This window comes from Pseudomonas sp. H1_F01 (assembly GCF_054681425.1).
The window spans coordinates 829,795-854,051 of the sequence record NZ_CP162823.1 but is presented as its reverse complement, the minus strand read 5'-3'; the positions used below and the strand labels follow the sequence as shown (position 1 = coordinate 854,051).

The following is a 24,257-nucleotide window of genomic DNA, read 5'->3' as shown; positions in this document are numbered from 1 at the left end:
GAACCCAACGGAGAAAACAGCTGTGGATACTCTGTTCACCAAGATCATCAACCGGGAAATCCCGGCGAAGATCATTTACGAGGATGACCAGGTATTGGCCTTCCACGACATCGCCCCACAGGCGCCTGTACATTTTTTGGTCATACCGAAAAAACCGATCCGCACCCTCAATGACCTGGCCGAAGAAGACAAAGGCCTGGCTGGACACATTTTGTTCACTGCTCAGCGCCTGGCGCTTGAATTGGGCTGTGAAGAAGGTTTTCGCGTGGTGATGAATTGCAATGAACTGGGTGGGCAAACGGTCTATCACATTCATATGCATGTGCTGGGGCAGCGCCAGATGAACTGGCCGCCGGGCTGATACCCCTGACCCAACGCAAATCTTCGGCGGTCGATTGGGTTAAACTGGCCGCTGTGATTTTTCCCGGAGGTAAGCATGACTACCCAACGTCACTACTCGCCGATTGACCGTCTGTTGCTGCAAGCTGATACCGCGATGCGCACGCTGCTGCCCTTCAGTGGCCAGCCGTACCGCCCATCACCGGCTATCGTGCAACCAGACGCGCAACTGAGTGACGAGCAAACCCGCCACGTCGCCGGACTGATGCGTATCAACCACACCGGCGAAGTCTGTGCCCAGGCGCTGTATCAGGGCCAGGCGCTGACAGCGAAGCTACCGCAAGTGCGTGAAGCAATGGAGCATGCCGCCGAGGAAGAAATCGACCATCTGGTCTGGTGTGAACAACGGATTCGCCAGCTGGGCAGCCATACCAGCGTCCTGAACCCGCTGTTCTATGGGATGTCATTCGGAATAGGCGCCGTTGCCGGGCTGATCAGCGACAAAGTCAGCCTCGGTTTCGTTGCGGCGACCGAACATCAAGTGTGCAAGCATTTGAATGAACATCTCGACCAGCTGCCAGCCGAAGATGAAAAATCCCGGGCAATCCTTGAGCAGATGCGCGTGGATGAGGAACACCATGCCGAGAGTGCCCTTGAGGCCGGTGGCTTCCGTTTTCCGGCCCCGGTCAAGTTCGGCATGAGCCTGCTGGCCAAGGTCATGACCAAGAGCACTTATCGGATTTGACGGCAATTGGGGACTTACTAGCTCATTCCCACGGAAATTAAAAAGGCGACTCCCCCAAGGGAAGTCGCCTTTTTTCTGTCCGAAAACTTCAATACGGCCAGCCAGCTATCGACTCAACCCAACTCGATGATTTCATAATCGTGGGTGATTTCGACCCCGGCGGCGCCAAGCATGATCGAAGCCGAGCAGTATTTCTCGGCGGACAGCTCAATGGCGCGCTTGACCTGAGCTTCCTTCAGGGCTCGCCCCTTCACCACGAAGTGCATGTGGATCTTGGTAAACACTTTGGGATCTTCAGTGGCGCGTTCTGCCTCCAGGAAAGCTTCGCAGCTTTCGACGGCCTGGCGGGACTTTTTAAGAATGCTGACCACGTCAAAGTTGCTGCAACCGCCCACGCCCAGCAGGAGCATTTCCATCGGCCGAACACCGAGGTTCCGCCCACCGGCCTCTGGCGGGCCGTCCATGACGACCACATGACCACTGCCTGACTCACCGAGGAACATGGCTTCGCCAGCCCATTGGATGCGTGCCTTCATCGCCAAGACTCCACTGTTAAAAAAGGGTCGCCAGCTTAGCACAGCGCTCCGGCATGACTGCTCTGCGTCTTAGGAGACCTGACCTGCCAGCATGTAGGTAAATTCTCAAATCAATTGAGGACGCCTCTGTTAAGCTGGCCATACGCCAACTCGCTGGCGCATGGCCAGCTTTTAGCGATAGCCATTCGCGTCTATAAAAAAATCAAACCATCACACTGCGCAGTCTTTCGGGATACAACCATGGTTGCCATTACTCCCACGTTCAAGATCAAGAATCTCGACAAACTCTTGATGCATTGCCAGCGCCGCCGCTATCCAGCCAAACACAACATCATTTGTGCGGGAGATCGTTCCGAGACGCTGTTTTTCATCATCAAGGGCTCGGTCACTATCCTGATAGAGGATGACGACGGCCGGGAAATGATCATCGCCTACCTCAATTCCGGAGATTTTTTTGGTGAGCTGGGGTTGTTCGAGCAGGCGGGCAAGGAGCAGGAGCGCAGTGCCTGGGTACGGACCAAGATTGAATGTGAAGTTGCGGAAATCAGCTACGCCAAATTCCGAGAACTGTCCTTGCAAGACCCGGACATTCTTTACGTCCTGAGCGGACAAATCGCACAACGCCTGCGCAATACCACCCGCAAGGTCGGCGATCTCGCATTTTTCGACGTCACCGGACGTGTCGCACGTTGCCTGCTGGAACTGTGCAAGCAGCCCGATGCCATGACCCACCCGGACGGCATGCAGATCAAGGTGACCCGCCAAGAGATTGGGCGGATTGTCGGTTGTTCGCGTGAAATGGTCGGTCGCGTTCTCAAGGATCTGGAAGAGCGCAACCTGGTCAACGTCAAAGGCAAGACCATGGTGGTGTTCGGAACGCGTTAAGGGCCCAGCAGATTGGTCAGCAGCTTCCGGTACAAAACGTCGAGCCGCTCCAGCGCGTGAGGCGCCGGGAATTTTTCATGCAGGGCAATATGGCTCTCGGCCCGCACTCGCTGCTCCAGGCCACAGGCCTCATTGAAGCGATTGACTGCCGCGACCATGGACTCGCGCTCGTTCTCCAGCAAAAGCGCGCCATGAACCAGCCCCACCGGACGTTGACCACCCTTGCTCTGGCGCCAGCGCTGAGCGGTGCCCACCATTTTCCGGCCGTCGAGATTGACGTTGAAGCGCCCGTCACAAAAAGCCCCTTCCACCTCTCCCAGCGAAGCCACCCCGCCCAACTCGTCCAACAGCTGACAAATGGGATCGCACAACCGGCGATACCCGGTTTCGATACGTCCGTGGTCACCTTCGCTGCGTGGTGGTGCGTAGACCAGGGCGATATTGACGGTAGCGGCCGACTGCGGCACCGGTTCGCCACCCGTTTCACGCAACAAGACAGGCCAGCCATGAGCAGCCGATACTTCACAGGCGTGTTCAAACCCCTGCAGGCGACTCAAGCGACGCGGCATCACCAGCGCACGATCGTTGGGCTGCCAGAACAGCAGGCCGAACTCGGCGTCGCCCGCGCAGATGCTGGCCAACAGATCCTGTTCGGCTTGCAGGCCAGCTTCGACGGTGAGGGAAATCACAGGCGACATGGATCAGTCCAGCGTCGAGCCGCTCACCGGCAGGCCTCGTTCAGGAAAGAACAGTCGCTGCAATTCCGTACCCGGGTTCTCGGCGCGCATGAACGCTTCGCCCACCAGGAATGAGTACACATCGCTGACTTCCATCAGCTCGACATCGGCCCGGTTGAGGATGCCGCTTTCGGTGATGACCAGGCGATCGCGCGGAATGCGCGGCAACAGGTCCAGGGTGGTTTCCAGGCTCACTTCGAAAGTGTGCAGGTTGCGATTGTTCACGCCGACCAGTTTGGTATCGAGGGTTTTCAGGGCTCGCTCCAACTCGTCACCGTCGTGGACTTCCACCAGGACATCCAGCCCGACGCTTTTGGCAACGGCCGCCAGTTCGGCCATTTTCACGTCGTCCAAGGCGGAAACGATCAACAGTACGCAGTCGGCGCCCAGCGCACGCGCTTCGATGATCTGGTACGGGTCGATCATGAAATCCTTGCGGATCACCGGCAACTTGCATGCCGCCCGCGCCTGCTTCAGGTAGTCGTCGGCCCCTTGAAAAAAGTCGACGTCGGTCAGCACCGAGAGGCAGGTCGCACCACCCTTCTCGTAGCTTCGCGCGATCTCGGCCGGGACGAAGTGCTCACGAATCACGCCCTTGCTGGGGGACGCCTTCTTTATTTCGGCAATCACCGCCGGCTGTTTTTTCTTGGCCTGATCGATCAGAGCCTGGGCAAAGCCGCGCGGCGCATCCGCTGAACGCGCCAGGTTTTCCAGCTCGGCCAGACTGACCCGAGCGCTGCGCTCAGCCACTTCCTGGGCCTTGCGAGCCAGAATTTTTTCCAGAACCGTTGGCACGCTCATCCTTCGTTCTCCACTTTGAATACGGCGGTAAATGCACCCAACTCTTCGAGCTTTTCCCTGGCCAGGCCAGTGTGCAGCGCATCATGGGCCAGTTCCACGCCTTGCTTTAGGCTGCTGGCGTGGTCGGCGGCGTACAACGCGGCACCGGCATTGAGCACGATCATCTCAGCAGCTTTCTGGCCATTCTCGGTCTTGCGACGCCCCAGGGCATCACGAATCAGCTCCAGCGATTGGGCCGGGCTGTCGACTGCCAGCCCGTGCAGGCTCTGGCTTTTCATGCCGAGGTCTTCAGGTTCGACCCAATACTCGCTGATCTGATCATTTTTTAGTTCGGCCACGAATGTAGGCGCCGCCAGGCTGAACTCATCCAGCCCATCCTTCGAATGGACCACCAGTACGTGCTTGCTGCCCAGGCGTTGCAAGACTTCAGCCAATGGCCGGCACAACGCCTGGCTGAACACACCGACTACCTGATGCTTCACGCCGGCCGGATTCGTAAGCGGGCCGAGCATGTTGAACAGCGTACGCAGCCCCAGCTCGCGGCGCGGCGCGGCAGCGTGTTTCATGGCGCTATGGTGGGTCTGGGCAAACATGAAACCGATGCCGACGTTATCGATGCAGCGTGCCACCTGGATCGGCGTCAGGTTCAGGTAAATGCCGGCCGCCTCCAGCAGATCGGCACTGCCGCTCTTGCCGGAAACTGCCCGATTGCCGTGTTTGGCAACGGTGCAACCGGCCGCCGCGACGACAAACGACGAGGCCGTGGAAACGTTAAAGATATTGGCGCCGTCACCGCCGGTACCGACCACATCCACCACACCGTCCAGCGTCTTGAGTTCGACCTTGTCCGCCAGCTCACGCATCGCCGAAACCGCACCCACGATTTCATCGATGCTCTCACTCTTCATGCGCATGGCCATCATGAACGCGCCGATCTGCGCATCCGAGCATTGGCCGGTCATGATTTCGCGCATCACGTCGCGCATCTCGTCGGTGCTCAGGTCGAGATGGCCGACGATACGGCTCAGGGCTGTCTTGATATCCATGAAAAGTCCTTAGCGCGTGCCGCCGGTTTGTTTGAGAAAGTTGGCGAACAGTTCGTGGCCCTGTTCGGTGAGAATAGACTCGGGATGAAATTGCACACCCTCGATATTCAGCGTCTTGTGGCGCAGCCCCATGATTTCATCGACCGAGCCATCCTCAAGCTGGGTCCAGGCCGTCAACTCCAGGCAGTCGGGCAGAGTTTCGCGCTTGACCACCAGGGAATGGTAGCGGGTTACGGTGAGCGGATGATTCAGCCCCTCGAACACGCCCTTGTCCTCGTGGAATACCGGGCTAGTCTTACCGTGCATGACCTGTCGGGCGCGCACCACGTCACCGCCGAACGCTTGGCCAATCGACTGATGCCCCAGGCAGACACCGAGGATCGGCAGCTTGCCGGCGAAATATTTGATGGCTTCGATGGAGATGCCTGCTTCGGTCGGCGTGCAAGGGCCGGGCGAAACCACGATGCGCTCAGGCTTGAGGGCTTCGATTTCGGCGATGGTCAATTCGTCGTTGCGCACGACCTTGACTTCGGAGCCCAGCTCGCCGAGGTACTGCACAACGTTGTAGGTAAAAGAGTCGTAGTTATCGATCATCAGCAACATGGCGTAAGCAACCTATTGAATTCACTGACTTTAAATACAGCCTTCAGAGAGTGACCCGCACGCTGCTGCGCTTGGCGAGGCAAGTGATGCCCCTGCGAAGCGGCTCTACAAGCGGGTAAAGAAGGCAAATCGGTACAGGTCCGGCAAGGCCGGCGGAGAATGTTCAGGCGCGCCAACGCCAGCGGGCGTGAGCCTTGATCATTTGATCCAGAAGTTTGCTGACAATCGACACAGGGAAAGTCTCGTTCATACGTCCCGGCACAGTAGCTTAGCTGGGCGGAGCACGCAATATGACCGATCCCGAAGGGCTTTGAAACAATCGCGACGTTCCGGATAGATGGCAAAACGCCGGAAGTTTTTGGTACTGTCGTTTCGTTTTCTAACAACAATAAGATAAAAACGGACTTTCCCATGACAAAGAAGACGTTGTTCGTACCGATTGCTGGTTGCCTGCTTGCGCTCGCCTGCGCCCAAGCGAACGCCGGCCCCAACCCTTATTCCAAGTTCATCGTGTTCGGTGACAGCCTCAACGACGCTGGCCAGTTCGCCGACCCGAATGGTCCGCCCGGCTCGACCGAGCGCTATACCAACCGAACCGGTCCGATCTACACCGACGGCAGCGGCGAAGCCTACTCCGCCAACTCAACCCAACTGCTCGGTGGGCGCCTGGGTTATTCCGCTGACGAGACCGCCGCTTCCACTTCGGCGGTCCGCGCCAGCGAGGGGCTGGCAGACGGCAACAACTGGGCGGTGGGCGGTTATCGTACCGACCAGATCCTCGAATCGATTACCGGCGTGTCCGACACCGGCGAGCGCAGCCGTCCCGGCTATCTGCAGTCCAATGGCCTGCGCGCCGATCCAAATGCGCTGTATTACCTTTCCGGTGGTGGTAACGACTTCCTACAAGGTCGGGTGCTGACCCCCGAGCAAGCGAACGCCGCCGCAGACCGCCTGGCCGACAGCGTCCAGATGCTGCAAACGGCCGGTGCCCGCTATGTGATGGTCTGGTTGTTGCCCGACCTGGGCCTGACCCCGGCCCTCAACGGCGGTCCTTTGCAAGACGCCTTTTCGCAACTGGGCAACCAGTTCAACCAACAGCTGATCACTCGACTGCAAGGCATCGACGCTGAAATCATTCCATTGAACATTCCGCTTTTGCTGAAGGAAAGCTTCGCCGACCCGGCAAGATTCGGCCTCGCCACCGGGGAGAACCTCACCGCGACCTGCTTCAGCGGCAACGGCTGCACGGAAAACGCCACCTACGGCATCAACAGCGCCACGCCTGATCCCACCAAGCTGATCTACAACGACGCGGTCCATCCGACCGAAACCGGACAAAAACTGATCGCCGACTACGCCTATTCCCTGCTCGCGGCACCATGGGAGCTGACGTTGCTACCGGAAATGGCCCACTCGACCCTACGCGCCCACCAGGACGAGTTGCGCAGCCAGTGGCAATCGGACTGGGAGAACTGGCAGGCCGTCGGCCAATGGCGAGCCATCGTCGCAGGCGGCGGCCAGCATCTGGACCTGGACAGCCAGGACAGCGGCGCCAGCGCCGACGGCAGCGGCTACAGCCTGAACATTGGCGGCAGCTATCGCCTCAACGACGCGTGGCGCGTGGGTGTCGCCGCCGGTTTCTACCGCCAGGACATGGAAGCAGGCCATAACGATTCGGACTACAAGCTCAACAGCTACCTGGCGACCGCTTTCGCCCAGTTCCAGCAAAATCGCTGGTGGGCCGATGCGGCACTGACCGGCGGCAAGCTCGACTACGACAACCTGGAGCGCAAGTTCGACCTGGGCGTCAACGAAGCGCAGGAGAAAGGCAGCACGGACGGTCATCTATGGGCATTCAGCACGCGGGTGGGCTACGACATCGCCCAGCCGGGCAGCGAGTGGCACCTCTCGCCGTTTATCAGCGCTGACTATGCGAAGGTGGAAGTCGATGGTTATTCGGAAAAGAGCAGCCGTTCCACAGCACTGACCTTCGATGACCAGACCCGTGATTCGAAACGCCTGGGCATTGGCTTGCAAGGCAAATACAACATCACCCGCCAGACCCAGGTGTTTGGCGAATATGCCCACGAACGCGAGTACGAAGACGACACGCAAAAGGTCAACATCGCCCTCAACAGCCTGCCGGCCAACGACTTCACACTGGAAGGCTACACGCCACAGAGCCACCTCAATCGCCTGAGCCTTGGGGTCAGCCACAAGTTGACCAACGACTTGGCGCTACGGGGTGGTTATACACTGCGCAAGGATGATGACATGACCCAGCAAGGGGTAAGCCTGGGCGTTAGCCTGGATTTCTGATCGAGAAAAAACTGTGGGAGCGAGCTTGCTCGCGATTACGGACTGTCAGTCAACCTATTGGTTGAATATGACGGCCTCATCGCGAGCAAGCTCGCTCCCACCCTGATCGAGTTACTTCAGTTGCTGGAGGTCTGCTCGGCCAGCGCCACCGCGCGGAACATGGCCCGGCGCTTGTTCAGGGTCTCTTCCCATTCCAGTGCCGGCACCGAGTCGGCGACGATACCGCCGCCGGCCTGCACGTGCAGTTCACCGTTCTTGATGACGGCGGTGCGAATGGCAATGGCGGTGTCCATGTTGCCGTTCCAGGCGAAGTAACCCACGGCCCCGCCGTACACGCCCCGCTTGACCGGCTCCAGTTCGTCGATGATTTCCATCGCGCGGATTTTCGGCGCGCCAGACAAGGTGCCCGCCGGCAGGATCGCCCGCAAGGCGTCCATCGCCGTCAGCCCGGCCTTCAATTGGCCGGTGACGTTGGAGACGATGTGCATCACGTTGGAATAGCGCTCGATGACCATCTTCTCGGTGAGCTTCACCGAGCCGATCTCCGAGACCCGCCCAGTGTCGTTGCGCCCCAGGTCAATCAGCATCAGGTGCTCGGCGATTTCCTTGTCGTCCGACAGCAGGTCCTCTTCCAAGGCCCGGTCAGCTTCTTCCGTGGCGCCACGGGGGCGAGTGCCGGCGATCGGCCGCACGGTGATCAGGTTGTCTTCGACCCGCACCAGCACTTCCGGCGAGCTGCCCACGACATGGAAGTCGCCGAAGTTGAAGAAGTACATGTACGGCGTCGGGTTGAAACAGCGCAGCGCCCGATAGAGATCGATGGGCGCTGCCTTGAAGTCGATGGACATCCGTTGCGACGGAACGACTTGCATGCAGTCACCGGCGAGGATGTATTCCTTGATGGTATCGACGGCCCTTTCGTAATCGTCCTGGGTAAAACTGGAGCGGAATACCGGGTCGGCCGCCGACTGCTTGCTGAAGTCCAGGCCGGGACGCGGAGCGATCGGCTGACGTAACTTTTCCAGCAATGCTTGCAGGCTTTGTTGACCTTGCTCGTAGGCATCTTCCTGGGATGGATCGGCCAGGACGATGGCGTGCATCTTGCCGGCGAGGTTGTCAAAGACAACGACCGCGTCGGACACCATCAGCAAAATATCCGGCACACCCAGCGGATCAGGGTTCGGGCAGGTGCCCAGGCGTTTTTCCACGTAGCGCACGCAGTCGTAGCCGAAATAACCCACCAGGCCACCGTTGAAGCGCGGCAGGCCAGGAATGGTCGGCACGTTATAGCGGGCCTTGAAGGTTTCGACGAACGCCAGCGGGTCTTCGACTTCGAGGCTTTCGATTTCGACACCGTCATGGGTCACGCTGATGCGATGGTCATGGACCCGCAGCACCGTGCGGCACGGCAGGCCGATGATGGAATAACGGCCCCATTTCTCGCCCCCCTGCACCGATTCGAGCAAGTAGGAGTTGGGCTGGTCGGCCAACTTGAGGTAGATCGACAGCGGCGTGTCGAAGTCAGCCAGGGTTTCACAGGCAAGGGGGATGCGGTTGTAGCCGGCAGCGGCTAGACGCAGGAATTCTTCGCGGATCATGGGGTGCCTCGTGGCAAGAGGAGCTGACAGTCAGGTATGCAAACGCGCCGGATAACCGGCCAGGATCACGTCAGGTGCGCCAACGCCAGCGGGCCAGGGCCTTCATGACTTTCATCCAGAGTTTGCGAGTGACCACCACGATGGCGTTTCCAGAAGAGGATTGAACAGCGTCGGGCAACGTTATCTCAGCGGCCGGGTCCAGGCAACCGGGAATTAACAGGCGCAAATCGTCGATCACCAGCGTCGGAAACTCTTCGGCGATTGGCCGGCCGTGGTTGTAGCCGTAACTCAGCGCCACGCATTTGACCCCTGCCGCTTTCGCCGCCAGCACATCGCTGCGCGAGTCGCCGACGAACAGGGATTGGGAGGCCGGGATGTTAGCCATTTTCATCACGAAAAACAGCGCGGCCGGGTCAGGCTTTTTCTGCGGCAAGGTATCGCCACCGATGATCCAGCGGAAATAGCGACCGATCTTCATCTGGTCCAGCAACGGCGCAACGAAGCGCTCCGGCTTGTTGGTAATCAGCGCCATTTCCACGCCCTGCTTCTGCAGCCACTTGAGGGTGGAGCGCACGCCGGGGTAGACCACCGTCAGTTGGTGATTGTCTTCGTAGGCTTCATTGAACAACTCCAGCGCCCGCTCGACCTCGGCATCATCGACACCTCGGGCATCGATGTCATTGGCCAGGGCCCGGCGCACCAGCATCGGCGCGCCATTGCCGACCCAGTGGCGTACCGAATCGAGGCCGGCGGGCGGGCGTCCAAGCTTGAGCAGCATCGTGTCCACCGCCGCCGCGAGGTCCGGGACCGAATCGACCAATGTGCCATCGAGGTCGAACATCACCAGACGCGGCAAGCTGCCGGGGAACAGCTGCTCGAAGCCGCTCATGGGCGCGCCAGGGCCAGTTCGGCGCGCATTTGTGCAATCACCTCTTCGTAGTTCGGTGCATTGAAGATCGCCGAACCCGCGACGAACGTGTCGGCGCCGGCGGCGGCGATTTCACGAATATTCTTCACGTTCACGCCACCGTCGATTTCCAGGCGGATATCACGGCCCGAGGCATCGATCAACGCACGGGCTTCGCGCAGCTTGTCGAGCGTACCCGGGATGAACTTCTGCCCACCGAAGCCAGGGTTGACGCTCATCAACAGGATCATGTCGACCTTGTCCATCACGTACTTGAGCACGTCCAGCGGCGTGGCCGGGTTGAACACCAGGCCGGCCTTGCAACCGCCTTCGCGGATCAACTGCAGGGAGCGGTCGATGTGCTGCGTGGCTTCAGGGTGGAAAGTGATGTAGGTAGCACCGGCTTCGATGAAGTCACCGACAATACGGTCCACCGGGCTGACCATCAGGTGCGCGTCGATCGGCGCGGTGATGCCGTACTTGCGCAGCGCCGCGCAGACCATCGGGCCGATGGTCAGGTTGGGCACGTAGTGGTTGTCCATGACATCGAAGTGCACGATGTCGGCGCCGGCGGCCAGAACGTTGTCCACTTCTTCGCCCAGGCGGGCGAAGTCGGCGGAGAGAATCGACGGAGCAATAGCGAAGGGCTGCATGACGCACCTGTTTTGAGCGAAATCACGATGGCGCGCATTGTATACCTCAAGATTTGGCGCGCCCACCGTGGCAATCGATCAATACGCCGCGCGGTAGATCTTCTCGATATCGGCGGCGCTCAGTTTGCGCGGATTATTGCGCATCAGCCGTTCTATTCCCGCCGCTTCCACCGCCATGGATGGAATCACCTCCTCGGTCACGCCCAGGCTGCTGAGGCCGTTGGGTATTTCCACGGCGGCGCACAACGCAACCATGGCCTCCACGGCTTCGTCGGCCGCTTCAAGATCACTCAGGTGCGCGGTCTTGAGGCCCATGGCTTCGGCGATGTCACGCATGCGCTCGACACAGGCCATCTTGTTCCAGGCCATGACGTACGGCAGCAACAAAGCGTTGGCGACGCCATGGGACACGTGAAAGCGCCCGCCCAACGGATAGGCCAGCGCATGCACCGCCCCGACCCCGGCATTGCCGAACGCCATGCCGGCCATCAGGCTGGCCGTGGCCATGTCTTCGCGGGCTTGCAGGTGAGCCGGGTTGGCATAGGCCTTGGGCAGCGCGCGGGTGATCAGCTTGATTGCGCCGATGGCCAGGGCATCGGTGATTGGCGAAGCATTGAGCGACAGGTAGGCCTCGATGGCGTGTACCAGCGCATCAACGCCACTGGCAGCCGTGACGCTGCGCGGGCATGTGAGGGTCATCTGCGGACTGACCAACGCCACGTCCGGCAACAGATAATCGCTGACGATGCCTTTTTTCAGCTGCGCAGCCTTGTCGGAGAGGATCGCCACGTTGGTGACTTCCGAACCGGTACCGGCCGTAGTGGGGATGGCAATCATGGGCGGGCCTTTGCGCGGCACCTGATCGACACCGAACATATCCTGCAGCTCGCCGTGGTAACCGGCATAGACCCCCACGCACTTGGCGATGTCGATGGCACTGCCACCCCCGAGACCGATCAGGCCGTCATGACCACCGTCGCGATAGGCTTGCATGCAGTCTTCGACAATGGCGATTTCCGGGTCCGGCATGACCCGGTCGAAAATCTCGTAGTCCCGTCCGCCCAGATGTTGCAGGGCCAGTTCCACGGTGCCGGATTTAACCAACGCCGCATCGGTCACGATCAGCGGGTTGTCGACGTCCAGGCGCGTCAACTCCGCGGCCAGTTGCTCGATGGCAGCGGCACCGGTGATCAGTTTATGGGCGATCTTGAATGAGGAAAGACTCATGTGCGCGGCCTCTTATTCGAGTATGGGCTGGCACAAGGATAGCTCGGTATTGAGGGTTGTCTGCCATTCAGCGTATGAATGCGATAAGGAACCTGTGGATGAGGCCCCTGTGGGAGCGAGCTTGCTCGCGATAGCGGATCAACATTCAACTTCTGTTTTGAATGTATCACCGCTATCGCGAGCAAGCTCGCTCCCACACTGTTTTTGCTTGGGCGTCAGGCTTGGGTAGTACGCAGCTTCTCGCTACGCCCACGCAACCACTCCAGGGTCAGCAACAGGATCACCGAGAAGGCAATCAGCAGCGTTGCCGCAGCGGCGATGGTAGGGCTGAGGTTTTCGCGGATGCCGCTGAACATCTGCCGTGGCAGGGTTGCCTGCTCGGGGCCGGCCAGGAACAGGGTCACCACTACTTCATCGAACGACGTCGCGAAGGCGAACAGTGCGCCGGAGATCACGCCCGGGGCGATCAACGGCAGGGTCACCCGACGAAACGCCGTCAGTGGCGAAGCCCCAAGGCTGGCGGCGGCCCGAACCAGGTTGTGGTTGAACCCCTGCAGGGTCGCCGACACCGTGATGATCACGAACGGTACACCCAGCACGGCGTGGACCACGATCAGCGAGAAGAAGCTGTTGCCCAGCCCCAGCGGTGCGAAAAACAGGTAACTGGCTACGCCAATGATCACCACCGGCACCACCATTGGCGAAATCACCAGGGCCATCACCAACGCCTTGCCTGGGAAGTCACCACGGGTCAGGCCGATGGCCGCGAGCGTGCCGAAGACCATCGCCAGCAACGTCGCCGCCGGGGCCACGATGATGCTGTTTTTCAGCGCCCGCATCCATTCGGCCGAGGCGAAGAAATCGTGGTACCACTGCAGCGAAAAGCCCTGCAGCGGGTACACCAGGAAACTGCCGGAGTTGAACGACAGTGGAATGATCACCAGCACCGGCAGGATCAGGAACAACAGAATCAGCCCGCAGAGTGTGCGCAAGCAGTAGAACCACACCCGCTCGACGGGGGACATGTAAGGACTCACCATTTTCGATCTCCCCTTAGCTCAGGCGCAGGCGGCTGGCGCCCACCAGCCAGCTGTAAATCAGATAAAGCACGATGGTCGCCAGCAACAGCAGCCCGCCGAGCGCCGTGGCCATGCCCCAGTTGATGCTGGTGTTGGTGTAGAACGCGACGAAGTAGCTGACCATCTGATCGTTCGGGCTGCCCAGCAGCGCCGGCGTGATGTAGTAGCCGATGGCAAGGATGAACACCAACAGGCAACCGGCACCGACCCCGGCATAGGTCTGCGGGAAGTACACCCGCCAGAAACTGGCGAACGGGTGGCAGCCCAGGGAAATCGCCGCACGCATATAGGTTGGCGAGATGCCCTTCATCACGCTGTAGATCGGCAGGATCATGAACGGCAGCAGGATGTGGACCATGGAGATGTACACACCGGTGCGGTTGAACACCAGTTCCAGGGGCTTATCGATGACGCCCATGGCCATCAGCGCACTGTTGATCAGGCCACCGGACTGCAGCAACACGATCCATGCGGCGACACGTACCAGGATCGAGGTCCAGAACGGCAGCAGCACCAGGATCATCAGCAGGTTGCTCTGGCGCGAAGGCAGGTTCGCCAGCAGGTAGGCCAACGGATAGGCCAGCACCAGGCAGATAGCGGTGATCACCAGGCCCATCCAGAAGGTCCGGGTAAAGATGTCGAGGTAGATCGCCTGGTCCGGGGTGGCCGTGGCCAGTTCGCCGAGGTCATCGATGCGGTGATCGACGGCCGCCAGCAGGTAATACGGGGTGACGTTGCTGGTGTTGCGGCGGATCACCTGCCAGTACGCCGGGTCGCCCCAACGCTCATCGAGGTTTTCCAAGGCTTCTTTATAGGAAGCCGGCTCGGTGGCAAACGGCAACGCCCGAGCAGTCTTGGTCAGCAGGCTGCGATAGCCGGCCAATTCCATGTTCAGGCGCTTGGACAAGTCGCCCAGGGTCTGATTCTTGCGGGCTTCGGCCAGGTCTTCACTGGCAGCCTTGTACACCGGCTCGCCCGGCAAACCACGTCCGTCCCAGGCAGCGACGGCGGTGACCGTACGCGGCATGGCGCCCACCACTTCCGGGTTGCTGACGCTTTTGAACAGCAGCGCCACGATCGGCACCAGGAACACCAGCAACAGAAACAGCACCAGCGGCGCAATCAAGGCCTGGGCCTTCCAGCGGTTGATCCGCTCGGCGTGCTTGAGCCGTTGCTTGAGGGTGGGGCTGGTGCCCGCGTTCAGTGGAACGGCGATGGCCATGGCGAACTCCGCAAATCTTTTTGATCGTTACAGGGGCGGCGGGCCGCCTCTGTTCTTTTGAAACACCCGGGTCGATGGAAGAACCTGTGGGAGCGAGCTTGCTCGCGATGGCTGCGGCACATTCAAGTATTGATGTGCCTGACAGACCGCTATCGCGAGCAAGCTCGCTCCCACATGGATCTCATCCGGTTTCAGACCGTCGGGTTACTTCGCAGCCCAGGAGTTGAAGCGCTGCTCCAGTTGCTCACCGTTGTCAGCCCAGAAGCTGACGTCGATCTGCACCTGGTTGGCGATGTTTTCCGGGGTGGTTGGCATGTCTTTCAGGACATCCTTGGCCAGCAACGGTACAGCCTGGGTATTGGCCGGACCGTAGGCGATGTTTTCCGAGTAGGTCTTCTGCTGCTGCGGCGCCACCGAGAAGGCGATGAATTTCTTCGCCGCTTCGGCGCGGGTCTTGTCCAGGCCGCGTGGGATGGCCCAAGCGTCGAAGTCATAGATGCCGCCGTTCCACACCACTTTCAGGTTGCTTTCTTTCTGTACCGCGGCGATCCGGCCGTTGTAGGCCGAGCTCATGACCACGTCACCGGAAGCCAGGTACTGCGGTGGCTGGGCGCCAGCTTCCCACCACTGGATGTTCGGCTTGAGCTCATCGAGCTTCTTGAACGCACGGTCCTGGCCGTCTTTGCCAGCCAGCACTTTGTAGACGTCTTTCGGCGCTACGCCATCGGCCATCAGGGCGAATTCCAGGGTGTACTTGGCGCCTTTGCGCAGGCCGCGCTTGCCTGGGAATTGCTTGGTGTCCCAGAAGTCAGCCCAACTGGTCGGCGCGGTCTTGAGTTTGTCGGCGTTGTAGGCCAGCACGGTCGACCACACGAAGAAGCCCACGCCGCAAGGCTGGATAGCACCCTTGACGTAGTCTTCGGCCTTGCCGAACAGGGCCGGATCGAGTTGTTCGAACATGTCTTCGTCACAACCACGGGACAATTCCGGGGACTCGACTTCTACCAAATCCCAGGAAACGCTCTTGGTATCGACCATGGCCTTGACCTTGGCCATTTCACCGTTGTACTCGCCAGCCACGATCTTGCCATTGCCGGCCGCTTCCCACGGTGCGTAGAAGGCTTTGACCTGAGCCGCCTTGTTCGCCCCGCCGAAAGACACCACGGTCAGGTCCGGGCCCGCCGCCATCGCGCTTGCCGCACCCATCATGCCCAGTGTCAGGGCTGTGAACTTCAGGGATCTCAACATTTATTGTTCTCTCCACGTGCAGGGTTGGTGTTGGTACAGCAGGGGGCGATCAATTCGCCTCTAGAAGGGGATCGAGCGCACGCACATGCTCGACTTGCCAGCCAAGCGGAACCACGTCCCCGACGGCGAGCCCGGGATCGAGCTCGGCAATCGGTTGTTTCACAAAGAAGTCGTTCTTGCCGCAGACTTCCAGGCGAACCCGGACGTGGTCGCCCAGATAGATGAATTCCGCCACCCTCCCTGAGAAGCGGTTGACACATTGTTCGCTTGCGCCGTTGAGGCTCACCCGTTCCGGGCGGATCGACAGAGTCACCGGCTCGCCTGGCTTGCCGACATTCACCGCCAGTGCCTCGACCTTCTCACCACGCCCCAGCTCCACCAGGCAGCGCTCGCCGGTTTGGCTGTGCAGGCGGCCGTTAAGGCGGTTGTTCTCACCGATGAAGTTGGCGACAAAGGTGTTTTTCGGCTCTTCATAAAGGGTGCGCGGCGGGGCGATCTGCTGGATCTCGCCCTGGTGGAACACCGCCACACGGTCGGACATGGTCAGGGCTTCGCCCTGGTCGTGGGTCACATAGACCACGGTCACGCCCAGGCGCTGGTGCAGGTGTTTGATTTCCATCTGCATGTGCTCGCGCAATTGCTTGTCCAGCGCACCCAGGGGTTCGTCCATCAGCACCAGCTGCGGCTCGAATACCAGCGCCCGGGCCAGGGCCACCCGTTGTTGCTGGCCGCCGGACAATTGCGCCGGGTAGCGTTGGGCGAAGCTGTCCAGCTGGACCATGCTCAAGACGCGCTTGACCCGATCACTCACGTCGCTCTTGTTCAGGCCCCGCACCGTCAGCGGGAACGCCAGGTTCTCGGCGACGGTCATGTGAGGAAACAAGGCGTAGTTCTGGAACACCATGCCGATGTCGCGCTTGTGCGGTGGCACATTGTTGATCGAGCGCCCGGCCAGCAGGATCTCGCCGGCGGTTGGGGTTTCAAACCCGGCCAGCATCATCAGGCTGGTGGTCTTGCCGGAGCCGGAAGGCCCGAGCAGGGTCAGGAATTCGCCTTTGCGAATATCCAGGTTGAGGTCTTTGACGATCAGGTTCTCGCCGTCGTAGCTCTTTTGCACACCACGAAAGCTGACCAGCACATCACTGGCCCCCGCGCTTGAATCGACCTGGCTCATACCCGCACCTTTTGTATTGATGACTGCTTGTGAGTCAAGCCTAGTGGAGCCTGGGGCCCGCGCAAATCGGGACGCAGGAGAGAATCACCTCAGCGGGATGGAAGAGTCGGGGTAGGGATTGCCCTACAGGGATGGCGGGATTGGATAAGGACGGTGGGCAGTTGGCAGCGGCACGCCGCAAGTAGGGGCAAAAGCGCTATTGGGGCGTGTCGCAAATGGATATGCCGACAAATTTCCCCTGTGGGAGCAAGCTCGCTCCCACAGGGGGAAATTGCGAGTCTTAGAGCAGCTTGTGCTCCATCGCATATTTCACCAGCTCTGCCAATGAGGTGATGTTGAGCTTCTGCATCAGCCGTGCCTTGTGGGTGCTGATGGTCTTGCTGCTCAGGGCCAGTTGCTGGGCTATGTCGTTGACGTTGGCGCCCTGGGCCAGGCGTTCGAAGACTGAGAATTCACGCTCGGACAGCAGCGAGTGCAGCGGTCGCGTGTCGGTCAGGCCGACCTCAAAGACCATGCGGTCGGCCAGGTCCGGGTCGATATAGCGTCCGCCGGCCGCGACCTTGCGAATCGCCATGAGCAGCAGGGCCGGGTCGCTGTCCTTGGTCGCGTAGCCGGCGGCGCCGACCTTCAGGGCGCGGGCGGCCATTTGCGCTTCGTCATGCATCGACAGCACCAGGATGGCCGGCGGATTGTTCAGCGCCCGGATCCGTGGGATCGCCTCCAGGCCGTTGACGCCTGGCATGGAAATGTCCAGCAGCACCACTTCGCAGGGCACGTGGCGCAAGGTCTCGAGCAACTGTTCGCCATTGCTCGCCTCCCCCACCACCACCAGATCCTTGGCCAGGCCGATCAACTGCTTGATGCCTTCACGGACGATGGTGTGGTCTTCGGCTACCAGTACACGGATCACGTTGTTCTCCAGATTCAGGATCTCATCGCGAGCAAGCTCGCTCCCGCAGGGTGTATGTGTACATATCAATCAATGTGGGAGCGAGCTTGCTCGCGATTGGGCCCACCCAGGCAACCCACCCATCAGGCCCCATGCAACGGCACCCGCACCGACAGGGTCGTCCCCTCCCCCGGCTCACTCTCCAGGGACAATTGCCCGCCCATGATCAACACCCGTTCACGCATGCCGACCAGGCCAAAGGAGGTTGGCCGACCCGTATCGGCAATAAATCCTACACCGTCGTCGCTGACGGTCAGGCACAATTCGTCGCCCTCCTGAACCAGCGTCAGCTCTACAGTATGCGCTTGGGCATGGCGCATCACGTTGGTCAGCGCTTCCTGGAGAATCCGGAACAGGCCAATGGCCTTGGCGTCACTCAGGGCCGGCAGATTGTCCGGCACCTGCACCAGGCATGGAATCTGCGTTCGCGCCTCGAAACGCCGAGCCTGCCATTCGATGGCCGAGGCAATGCCAGCATCCAGAATCGGCGGGCGCAACGCCGTCGCCACGTCCCGCACCAGTTGGAACAACTGGGCAATCAGGCGCTTCATGCTGTTAAGTCGCTCATGCAGGCCTGGGTCGAGTTGTGCGTAGGCCAATTCACACATGGATGTTTCTAGCTTCAACACCGTCAACATTTGGCCCAGCTCGTCGTGGACTTCCCGGGCAATACGCGCCTTTTCCTCTTCCCGCACGCTTTCCAAGTGCGCCGACAATTCGCGCAACTGTTCCCGGGAGCTGGCCAGCTCCAGCTCGATGCGCTTGCTTTCAGTGATGTCCCAGACAATTCCGTCCCAGACATAAGCGCCATCTTCGAGACGGCGGGTGATCGCCTTGATCTCGGCCCAGCGCTCCTGGCCTTCGCGGGTCAGGATGCGGCCCTGCCATGACCAGTCACTGTCGGTGTCCAGCGCCTGGTCCTGAGTGCGGTGGTAATCGGCCTTGTCCTGCGGGTGCACCAGGCTGCGCAGCCCGGTATCGCTGCGGGCCAGGGTTGCAGGGGAATAACCCACCAGGCTTTCGCTGCCTTCGCTTATGTAGGCAAAGTCGATCTGGCCGGTCACCGGCGCCCGCTCCAGGCGAAAGACCAGGCCCGGCACGTTGGCGGCGATGCCTTGCAAGCGCGCTTCACTTTCGCGTAACGCCGCCAGGGCACGTCGGCGCTCGGTCACATCGTTGAGGTAGACCACCAGGTATTCGGCGTCGCGAAAACGCAGGAAGCTCAGGGAAACGTCAGCCGGCAAGATGCTGCCATCGGCTCGCACGCATTCGGTTTCGAAACTCTGCGGCCCCTCTTCACTGGCCCGGGCGCGCTTCCACAGATTCAGCCAGCGATCCATGTGCAAGCCCGGCTCGAAGTCGATCAAAGGGCGGTCGATGATGGCGCCCGAGGCGTAGCCAAGCATGGTTTCAGCCGCTCGGTTGGCATAACGCACGTGGCTGTCCCAATTGACCCAGAGGATGCCGACCGTACTTTGATCGATGGAAAACTGCGTCAGGCGCAAGGCTTCCTCGCTGGCAGTACGCTGGGCGATGTCCTCCCTCGCGGCACGCAAACGGCGCTCCAGTGCGCGTTGCTGGCGGCGCTGCCAGAAGACGATGGCGACGCTGCTGAGCAGCAGGGCCAGAATCAATAGGGTCAAGTTCTGCCAGAAGCCCGGGGTCTCGGTCAGGCGTGGATATTTTGGCTTGAGCCAACGGCTGTGCAGTTGCTCCAGCTCCTTGGCCGGGATCGCCTGCAATCCGCTGTCGATGATCTCGGCCAGTTCCGGCCAGTCCCGGCGCGTGGCAACCCGCAGCAACTGCGGCAGGCCGATGTCGCCCACCACCGCCAGCTCGGCGAATTCGGGCTCGACCATCAGCCGCCCGAGCTGTGCCTCGTCGACCACCGCGTATCGAGCCTGCTGGGTCAGCAATAATTGCAGGGCCTCGCGCTCCATCGGTACACCTTGCAGATTCAGCGCCGGGTAGTTGCTGCGCAGGTAATCGGCCGTCGCGCTGGGCATGCGCACCGCGACCCGGGCCTGGGTGTCGATTTTTTCCAACTCCACCCCTTCGGCGCCCTTCTGCGCGCCGACGATCAATTGCGGCACGCGCATGTAGGGGTCGGAAAACTGCCAGAGCTTGAGTCCGCCCGGGGATTGGGTCAGGCCCGGAGCAACGTCCACCTCGCCGGCACGCACCGCTGCTTCCAGTTGTGCCAGGTCCTGGAAGTTGCGCCAGGTGAGTTCGACGTTCAACGCCTTGCCCAACCATTGCATCAACTCGACGTTAGTGCCAGACAAACGCTGCAGGCGCCGGTCGTATTGGGCATAGGGCGCCTGCAATACCAGGCCGACCCGCCATTGCGGATGTTGCACCAACCACTGGCGCTGCCCTGCATTCAATTGCACCCCGTGCGCCGACGGCGCGGGCGCGGCCCACGCCATCAAGGGAAGCCATAAACAGCCGATAACCCACAGGCAGCAAAAACGCATCATCGAAGTCTCATGCACTGACAAATACTGACCAACCCATTAGGCTGCCGGAAATACTTCTGGTCATGGAATATCCGATGCCCTCTGTTTATCGCCTGGCGTTGCCAGCATTGTGCCTGTCGCTGATCCTGCCAAGTGCATTTTCTGTACAGGCCAGCGAAACGGCGCCCGCCGCGCAGCAACCTGCCGAGGAAAAACCCGTCGAGCGCCAACCCTTGCTCGAACGTAGCCTGGAAGAAGCGACCGCACTTGAGCGAAAAGTCCCGGCCCAGGAACAACAACAGTTACAGACCGGCAGCGATGCCTTCCTGGCACTGTGGAAACCGGCCAATACCAGCGACCCCAGGGGCGCAGTCATCATAATCCCCGGTGCTGGCGAAACAGCTGACTGGCCTCAAGCTATCGGCCCGTTACGTAAAAAATTGCCCGATGTTGAGTGGAGCAGCCTGAGTATCACCCTGCCGGACTTGCAAAGCGACGTCATTGCACCACGCGTGGTGGAAGCACCGCCCGAGACCAAGCCGGCCGATACCGCTGCCGCAGCACCGGACGCCACCACGGCGGCGCCGATCGAACAGGTCGCAGGCGGCGAAGCCGATGCGGCAGATCCTGTCGTCGCCCAAACCGATGAAGAACATGCCAAGGCCGACGCCGAGCGCATCTTCGCCCGTATCGATGCAGCACTGGCCTACGCCGAACAGCAAAGCGCACGCCGCATCGTGCTGCTGGGCCATGGCACTGGCGCCTATTGGGCGGCGCGTTACTTGAGTGAAAAGCAGCCCTCGCAGGTCGAACGCTTCGTGATGGTGGCCGCCCAGACCCCGACCACCGCCAAGCCGGCCCTGGCCGAATTGACCTCGACCTTGAAACTGGCGACCGCCGACATTTTCTACATGGACAAGCCGCTGGATCGCAACGCGGCGCTGGAGCGCTTGCAGGCGAGCAAACGCTTGAAGGGCTCGACCTTCAGCCAGGTGTCCCTCAAGGCCCTGCCGAACCCGGCGGCGGAGCAGGAGCAGCTGTTTCGTCGGGTTCGGGGTTGGTTGAATCCGCAGAAAGCGGGGGAGTAAGGCTGACTCATACCCAAGTGAAGCACTGTTGTGGCTAGGGATTTATCCCCCCGCCACAATTGCTCCCCGTGTGGCTAGCGAAAATCCCGTCGTTCCCGAATCAGTCGATAGGCGTTATGCAGTTCCCGGGTTTTGTCGGTGGCTTCACGCACCTGCAAGGGCGTTGCCCCGCTGCCGGCAATCTTGTCCGGATGATGACGACTGAGCAGGCGTCGGTAAGCGCGCTTGATCTGTGACGGTTCGCTGGTGGCCGAAACCCCCAGCAAGCGCAAGGCTTCCTGATAGGTCACCCCGCTGTTGGGCCGCGACAGTTTCTGCGGCTCGTAATCAGCCGCCAGCGCCTGAACCTGTTGCGGCGTCCAGCCCAACCAGCGCCCCCACTGGGCCACCAGTTCTCGCTCGCTGACTCCGGCACGGCCATCGGCCCAGACCATCCGCCAACACGCGCGCAATACCCCTTCAGCCGCATGCGGCTGGACAGCCAGGCGGCGCATGTAACCGCGCAAACGATCATTCCCGGATTTACCCCGGTTGAATGCTGCGATCGCCCGGCGTTGCGCCGACTCGCTCAAGTCCAGTGCACGCATTTCCTGGCGAGCCTGCTGGATGTGGCCATCGACCACGCGGCCATCGCTTTTCGCCAGCCGCCCCAGCAATACAAACAACAACTCATCGTTGCGCAACGCCGGGCGTCCACCCAGGCGCTCACGTACCTGCGCCCAGCCCTGCAGATTCAGGCGTCGATCCAGCGCCTGTCCCAACAATGCCCCAAGCATGGCCCCCGGAATGCTGGCTATGGCAAAGCCCGCCCCGGCTCCAATCAGAGTCCCTGGCCACCACATATCAACCGCTCGCTTCTATCAAGGTTTCGACCTGCGCCAAACGTTCATGGGTGCCGACATCGACCCAATGCCCTTTGAGGTGCTCGCCACTGACGCGCCCCTCGGCCATGGCCGCGCGCAACAGCGGTGCGAGCTTGAACGCACCGTCCGAGCAACCGTCGAACAACCGCGGGTGCAGGACGGCGATGCCGCTATAGGTCAGGTTGTCGGCAGGCGCTTGCCTATCGTGAACCTTTCCGTCGACCAGGACGAAATCGCCGTCCGGGTGATGCTCGGGATTATCGGCGAGCACCAGGTGCGCCAACCCTTCGAGCGGCCGGCGCAAAGCGCTGAAGTCGTAGTCGGTCCAGACATCGCCGTTCACCACCACAAACGCTTCGTCGCCCAGCAGCGGCAAGGCCCGGAAGATTCCACCGCCGGTTTCCAGCGGCTCGCCCTCAGGGGAAAACCGAATACTCACGCCAAACCGTGAACCATCCCCCAGGTGATCTTCGATCTGCTGACCGAGCCAGGCGTGATTGATCACGATCTCGGTGAACCCGGCCCTGGCCAGCGCCCGCAGGTGGTATTCGATCAAGGGAACACCACCGACGCGAATCAACGGCTTTGGCGTGGTAAGGGTCAAGGGCCGCATGCGCTCGCCCTTGCCCGCCGCCAGAATCATCGCCTTCATGCCGTTGCTCCGGCCGATTGCCGCAGGCTGCCCAGCAGTTCATCGAGCGGTGCCAGTTCCGGACGACGGGCAATGACCGCTTCTATATAAGCAAAGAAGCGCGGCACATCACCGAGGTAGCGTGGCTTGCCATCACGATGACAAATGCGCGCGAATATCCCGATGACCTTGAGATGGCGCTGCACGCCCATCAAGTCGCTGGCCCGCAGGAAGTCCTCGAAGTCCGGCTGGACGGGAATGCCGAGGGCGCCGGCCTGCTGCCAGTAACTCTCCAGCCAGCCGCGCACACGTGCCTCGGGCCAACTGAGGAAGGCGTCCTTGAACAGGCAGGTCACGTCGTAGGTGACGGGGCCATAGACCGCATCCTGAAAATCCAGCACGCCGGGGTTCGGCACGCTGAGCATCAGGTTGCGCGGCATGTAGTCGCGGTGCACCAGCACTTTGGGCTGGGCCAGGGCGCTGTCGATCAGCAGCTCGCTGGCCTGCTGCCAGAGTTGCTGCTGAGCCGAATCCAATTCGATACCCAGCTCGCGCTTGACGTACCACTCGGGGAACAATTCCAGCTCCCGACGCAGCAACGCGACATCGTAGCTCGGCAACGGCGCAACCATCGGCAATTGCTGGAAAGCCAGCAAGGCTTGCAGGGCATCGCGGAACAAATCGTCGGCATTTTCGCCGTTGATCACGTCCAGATAGGTCTGGTTGCCCAAGTCATTGAGCAAAAGAAAGCCGCGTTCGAGGTCTTCGGCATAAATTTTTGGCACGTTAATGCCGGATTTCGCCAGCAGAAAAGCAATATCCACGAAGGGTTTGCAGTTTTCCTGGGGCGGTGGCGCATCCATTACGATCAAACTGCGACCCTCGCCTTCCCAGCGGAAATAACGCCGGAAACTCGCGTCGCTGCTGGCGGCGGTCAACGTGGCCGGGGGTACGGCGCCCCAGTCCTGTTGAGTGAAAAGGATCGGCAGTTGTTCATCGAGCCAAACTTTCAGGTGTTGCAAGCGTACATCTTGGTCGGGCATTGCAAGGGTCTCCGACGGCGCTAGCCGTCAAGCGGGTCATGCTTTATTATCCAGCATCTTTTTCAGACCATCGAGAGGCGTGCGGCCCACACCGCGGGCAGATGG

The 24,257-nt window shown here is 60.7% G+C and carries 23 protein-coding genes; 5 read left to right on the top strand and 18 right to left on the bottom strand.

Annotated features, from left to right (window positions below; genetic code table 11):
• Window positions 1-22: 22 nt before the first annotated feature.
• Together AB4O09_RS03875 and coq7 are read left to right on the top strand one after the other, a co-directional pair.
• Window positions 23-361: a histidine triad nucleotide-binding protein gene (locus tag AB4O09_RS03875; protein WP_003206124.1), complete on the top strand. Its 339-nt coding sequence runs from the start codon at window positions 23-25 to the stop codon at window positions 359-361.
• 75 nt (window positions 362-436) lie between these two features.
• Window positions 437-1,084: a 2-polyprenyl-3-methyl-6-methoxy-1,4-benzoquinone monooxygenase gene (gene coq7, locus AB4O09_RS03870; protein WP_003206125.1), complete on the top strand. Its 648-nt coding sequence runs from the start codon at window positions 437-439 to the stop codon at window positions 1,082-1,084.
• Between the two features lie 113 nt (window positions 1,085-1,197).
• Here coq7 and AB4O09_RS03865 read toward each other — a convergent pair whose 3' ends face one another.
• A complete protein-coding gene (locus tag AB4O09_RS03865; protein ID WP_003206127.1) occupies window positions 1,198-1,620 on the bottom strand; it encodes an OsmC family protein in 423 nt (140 codons plus the stop codon).
• Between the two features lie 240 nt (window positions 1,621-1,860).
• On the opposite strand from AB4O09_RS03865, the gene crp reads away from it, so the two are divergent.
• Complete coding sequence (gene crp, locus AB4O09_RS03860; RefSeq protein ID WP_003206128.1) at window positions 1,861-2,505, top strand: cAMP-activated global transcriptional regulator CRP; 645 nt, start codon at window positions 1,861-1,863, stop codon at window positions 2,503-2,505.
• Here the strand turns inward: crp and AB4O09_RS03855 are convergent.
• Genes AB4O09_RS03855 through AB4O09_RS03840 form a run of 4 tightly spaced genes read right to left on the bottom strand, consistent with a single transcriptional unit; the run spans window position 2,502 to window position 5,692 of the window.
• On the bottom strand, window positions 2,502-3,203 hold the full coding sequence (locus AB4O09_RS03855; RefSeq protein WP_027912193.1) for a lipoate--protein ligase family protein: 702 nt from the start codon (window positions 3,201-3,203) through the stop codon (window positions 2,502-2,504). The genes crp and AB4O09_RS03855 overlap by 4 nt on opposite strands.
• Before the next feature lie 3 nt (window positions 3,204-3,206).
• Complete coding sequence (gene trpC / locus AB4O09_RS03850; RefSeq protein WP_003206132.1) at window positions 3,207-4,043, bottom strand: indole-3-glycerol phosphate synthase TrpC; 837 nt, start codon at window positions 4,041-4,043, stop codon at window positions 3,207-3,209.
• Complete coding sequence (gene trpD / locus AB4O09_RS03845) at window positions 4,040-5,089, bottom strand: anthranilate phosphoribosyltransferase (RefSeq protein WP_003206134.1); 1,050 nt, start codon at window positions 5,087-5,089, stop codon at window positions 4,040-4,042. The genes trpC and trpD overlap by 4 nt, the downstream gene beginning before the upstream one ends.
• A 9-nt stretch (window positions 5,090-5,098) precedes the next feature.
• Complete coding sequence (locus AB4O09_RS03840; RefSeq protein WP_003206137.1) at window positions 5,099-5,692, bottom strand: aminodeoxychorismate/anthranilate synthase component II; 594 nt, start codon at window positions 5,690-5,692, stop codon at window positions 5,099-5,101.
• Window positions 5,693-6,103: 411 nt separating this feature from the next.
• Between AB4O09_RS03840 and estP the strand changes: the two genes are divergently transcribed.
• Window positions 6,104-8,011, top strand: a complete 1,908-nt coding sequence (gene estP, locus AB4O09_RS03835; protein WP_038856610.1) for an esterase EstP — start codon at window positions 6,104-6,106, stop codon at window positions 8,009-8,011.
• Window positions 8,012-8,127: 116 nt separating this feature from the next.
• On the opposite strand, the gene trpE is transcribed toward estP, so the two are convergent.
• The 10 genes from trpE to AB4O09_RS03785 all read right to left on the bottom strand — a co-directional run bounded on the left by trpE (window position 8,128) and on the right by AB4O09_RS03785 (window position 20,548).
• Window positions 8,128-9,609 carry an anthranilate synthase component I gene (trpE, locus tag AB4O09_RS03830; protein ID WP_013694348.1) on the bottom strand — a complete coding sequence of 494 codons (1,482 nt, stop codon included), beginning with the start codon at window positions 9,607-9,609 and terminating at the stop codon, window positions 8,128-8,130.
• Between the two features lie 70 nt (window positions 9,610-9,679).
• Complete coding sequence (locus AB4O09_RS03825; RefSeq protein WP_003206141.1) at window positions 9,680-10,498, bottom strand: phosphoglycolate phosphatase; 819 nt, start codon at window positions 10,496-10,498, stop codon at window positions 9,680-9,682.
• Window positions 10,495-11,169 (bottom strand): ribulose-phosphate 3-epimerase, encoded by a 675-nt coding sequence (gene rpe, locus AB4O09_RS03820; protein WP_003206143.1) that lies wholly within the window; start codon window positions 11,167-11,169, stop codon window positions 10,495-10,497. Before rpe ends, AB4O09_RS03825 begins: the two co-directional genes overlap by 4 nt.
• A gap of 78 nt (window positions 11,170-11,247) precedes the next feature.
• Window positions 11,248-12,396, bottom strand: coding sequence for an iron-containing alcohol dehydrogenase (locus AB4O09_RS03815; RefSeq protein ID WP_003206146.1), 1,149 nt, complete (start codon window positions 12,394-12,396; stop codon window positions 11,248-11,250).
• 215 nt (window positions 12,397-12,611) lie between these two features.
• Complete coding sequence (locus AB4O09_RS03810) at window positions 12,612-13,436, bottom strand: ABC transporter permease (protein WP_003206148.1); 825 nt, start codon at window positions 13,434-13,436, stop codon at window positions 12,612-12,614.
• 13 nt (window positions 13,437-13,449) lie between these two features.
• A complete protein-coding gene (locus tag AB4O09_RS03805; protein ID WP_003206151.1) occupies window positions 13,450-14,697 on the bottom strand; it encodes an ABC transporter permease in 1,248 nt (415 codons plus the stop codon).
• A 204-nt stretch (window positions 14,698-14,901) separates the two neighbouring features.
• Entirely contained in the window at window positions 14,902-15,945 is a 1,044-nt protein-coding gene (locus AB4O09_RS03800; RefSeq protein ID WP_003206153.1) for an ABC transporter substrate-binding protein, read from the bottom strand.
• 49 nt (window positions 15,946-15,994) lie between these two features.
• Entirely contained in the window at window positions 15,995-17,119 is a 1,125-nt protein-coding gene (locus AB4O09_RS03795) for an ABC transporter ATP-binding protein (protein WP_003206154.1), read from the bottom strand.
• Between the two features lie 280 nt (window positions 17,120-17,399).
• Window positions 17,400-18,029: a response regulator gene (locus AB4O09_RS03790; RefSeq protein ID WP_003206156.1), complete on the bottom strand. Its 630-nt coding sequence runs from the start codon at window positions 18,027-18,029 to the stop codon at window positions 17,400-17,402.
• A 122-nt stretch (window positions 18,030-18,151) separates the two neighbouring features.
• Window positions 18,152-20,548, bottom strand: a complete 2,397-nt coding sequence (locus tag AB4O09_RS03785) for a PAS domain-containing sensor histidine kinase (protein WP_033028154.1) — start codon at window positions 20,546-20,548, stop codon at window positions 18,152-18,154.
• Between the two features lie 74 nt (window positions 20,549-20,622).
• On the opposite strand from AB4O09_RS03785, the gene AB4O09_RS03780 reads away from it, so the two are divergent.
• Window positions 20,623-21,615, top strand: coding sequence for an alpha/beta hydrolase family protein (locus AB4O09_RS03780; RefSeq protein WP_027912955.1), 993 nt, complete (start codon window positions 20,623-20,625; stop codon window positions 21,613-21,615).
• 74 nt (window positions 21,616-21,689) lie between these two features.
• On the opposite strand, the gene AB4O09_RS03775 is transcribed toward AB4O09_RS03780, so the two are convergent.
• The 3 genes from AB4O09_RS03775 to AB4O09_RS03765 are packed head-to-tail and all read right to left on the bottom strand — an operon-like array spanning window position 21,690 to window position 24,152.
• Complete coding sequence (locus AB4O09_RS03775; RefSeq protein ID WP_003206161.1) at window positions 21,690-22,457, bottom strand: TerB family tellurite resistance protein; 768 nt, start codon at window positions 22,455-22,457, stop codon at window positions 21,690-21,692.
• Between the two features lies 1 nt (window position 22,458).
• The gene (gene murU / locus AB4O09_RS03770) at window positions 22,459-23,130 is read right to left on the bottom strand and encodes an N-acetylmuramate alpha-1-phosphate uridylyltransferase MurU (protein WP_027912954.1); all 672 of its coding nucleotides are present in this window, start codon (window positions 23,128-23,130) and stop codon (window positions 22,459-22,461) included.
• Window positions 23,127-24,152, bottom strand: coding sequence for an aminoglycoside phosphotransferase family protein (locus AB4O09_RS03765; RefSeq protein ID WP_003206163.1), 1,026 nt, complete (start codon window positions 24,150-24,152; stop codon window positions 23,127-23,129). Before AB4O09_RS03765 ends, murU begins: the two co-directional genes overlap by 4 nt.
• Window positions 24,153-24,257: the final 105 nt, after the last annotated feature.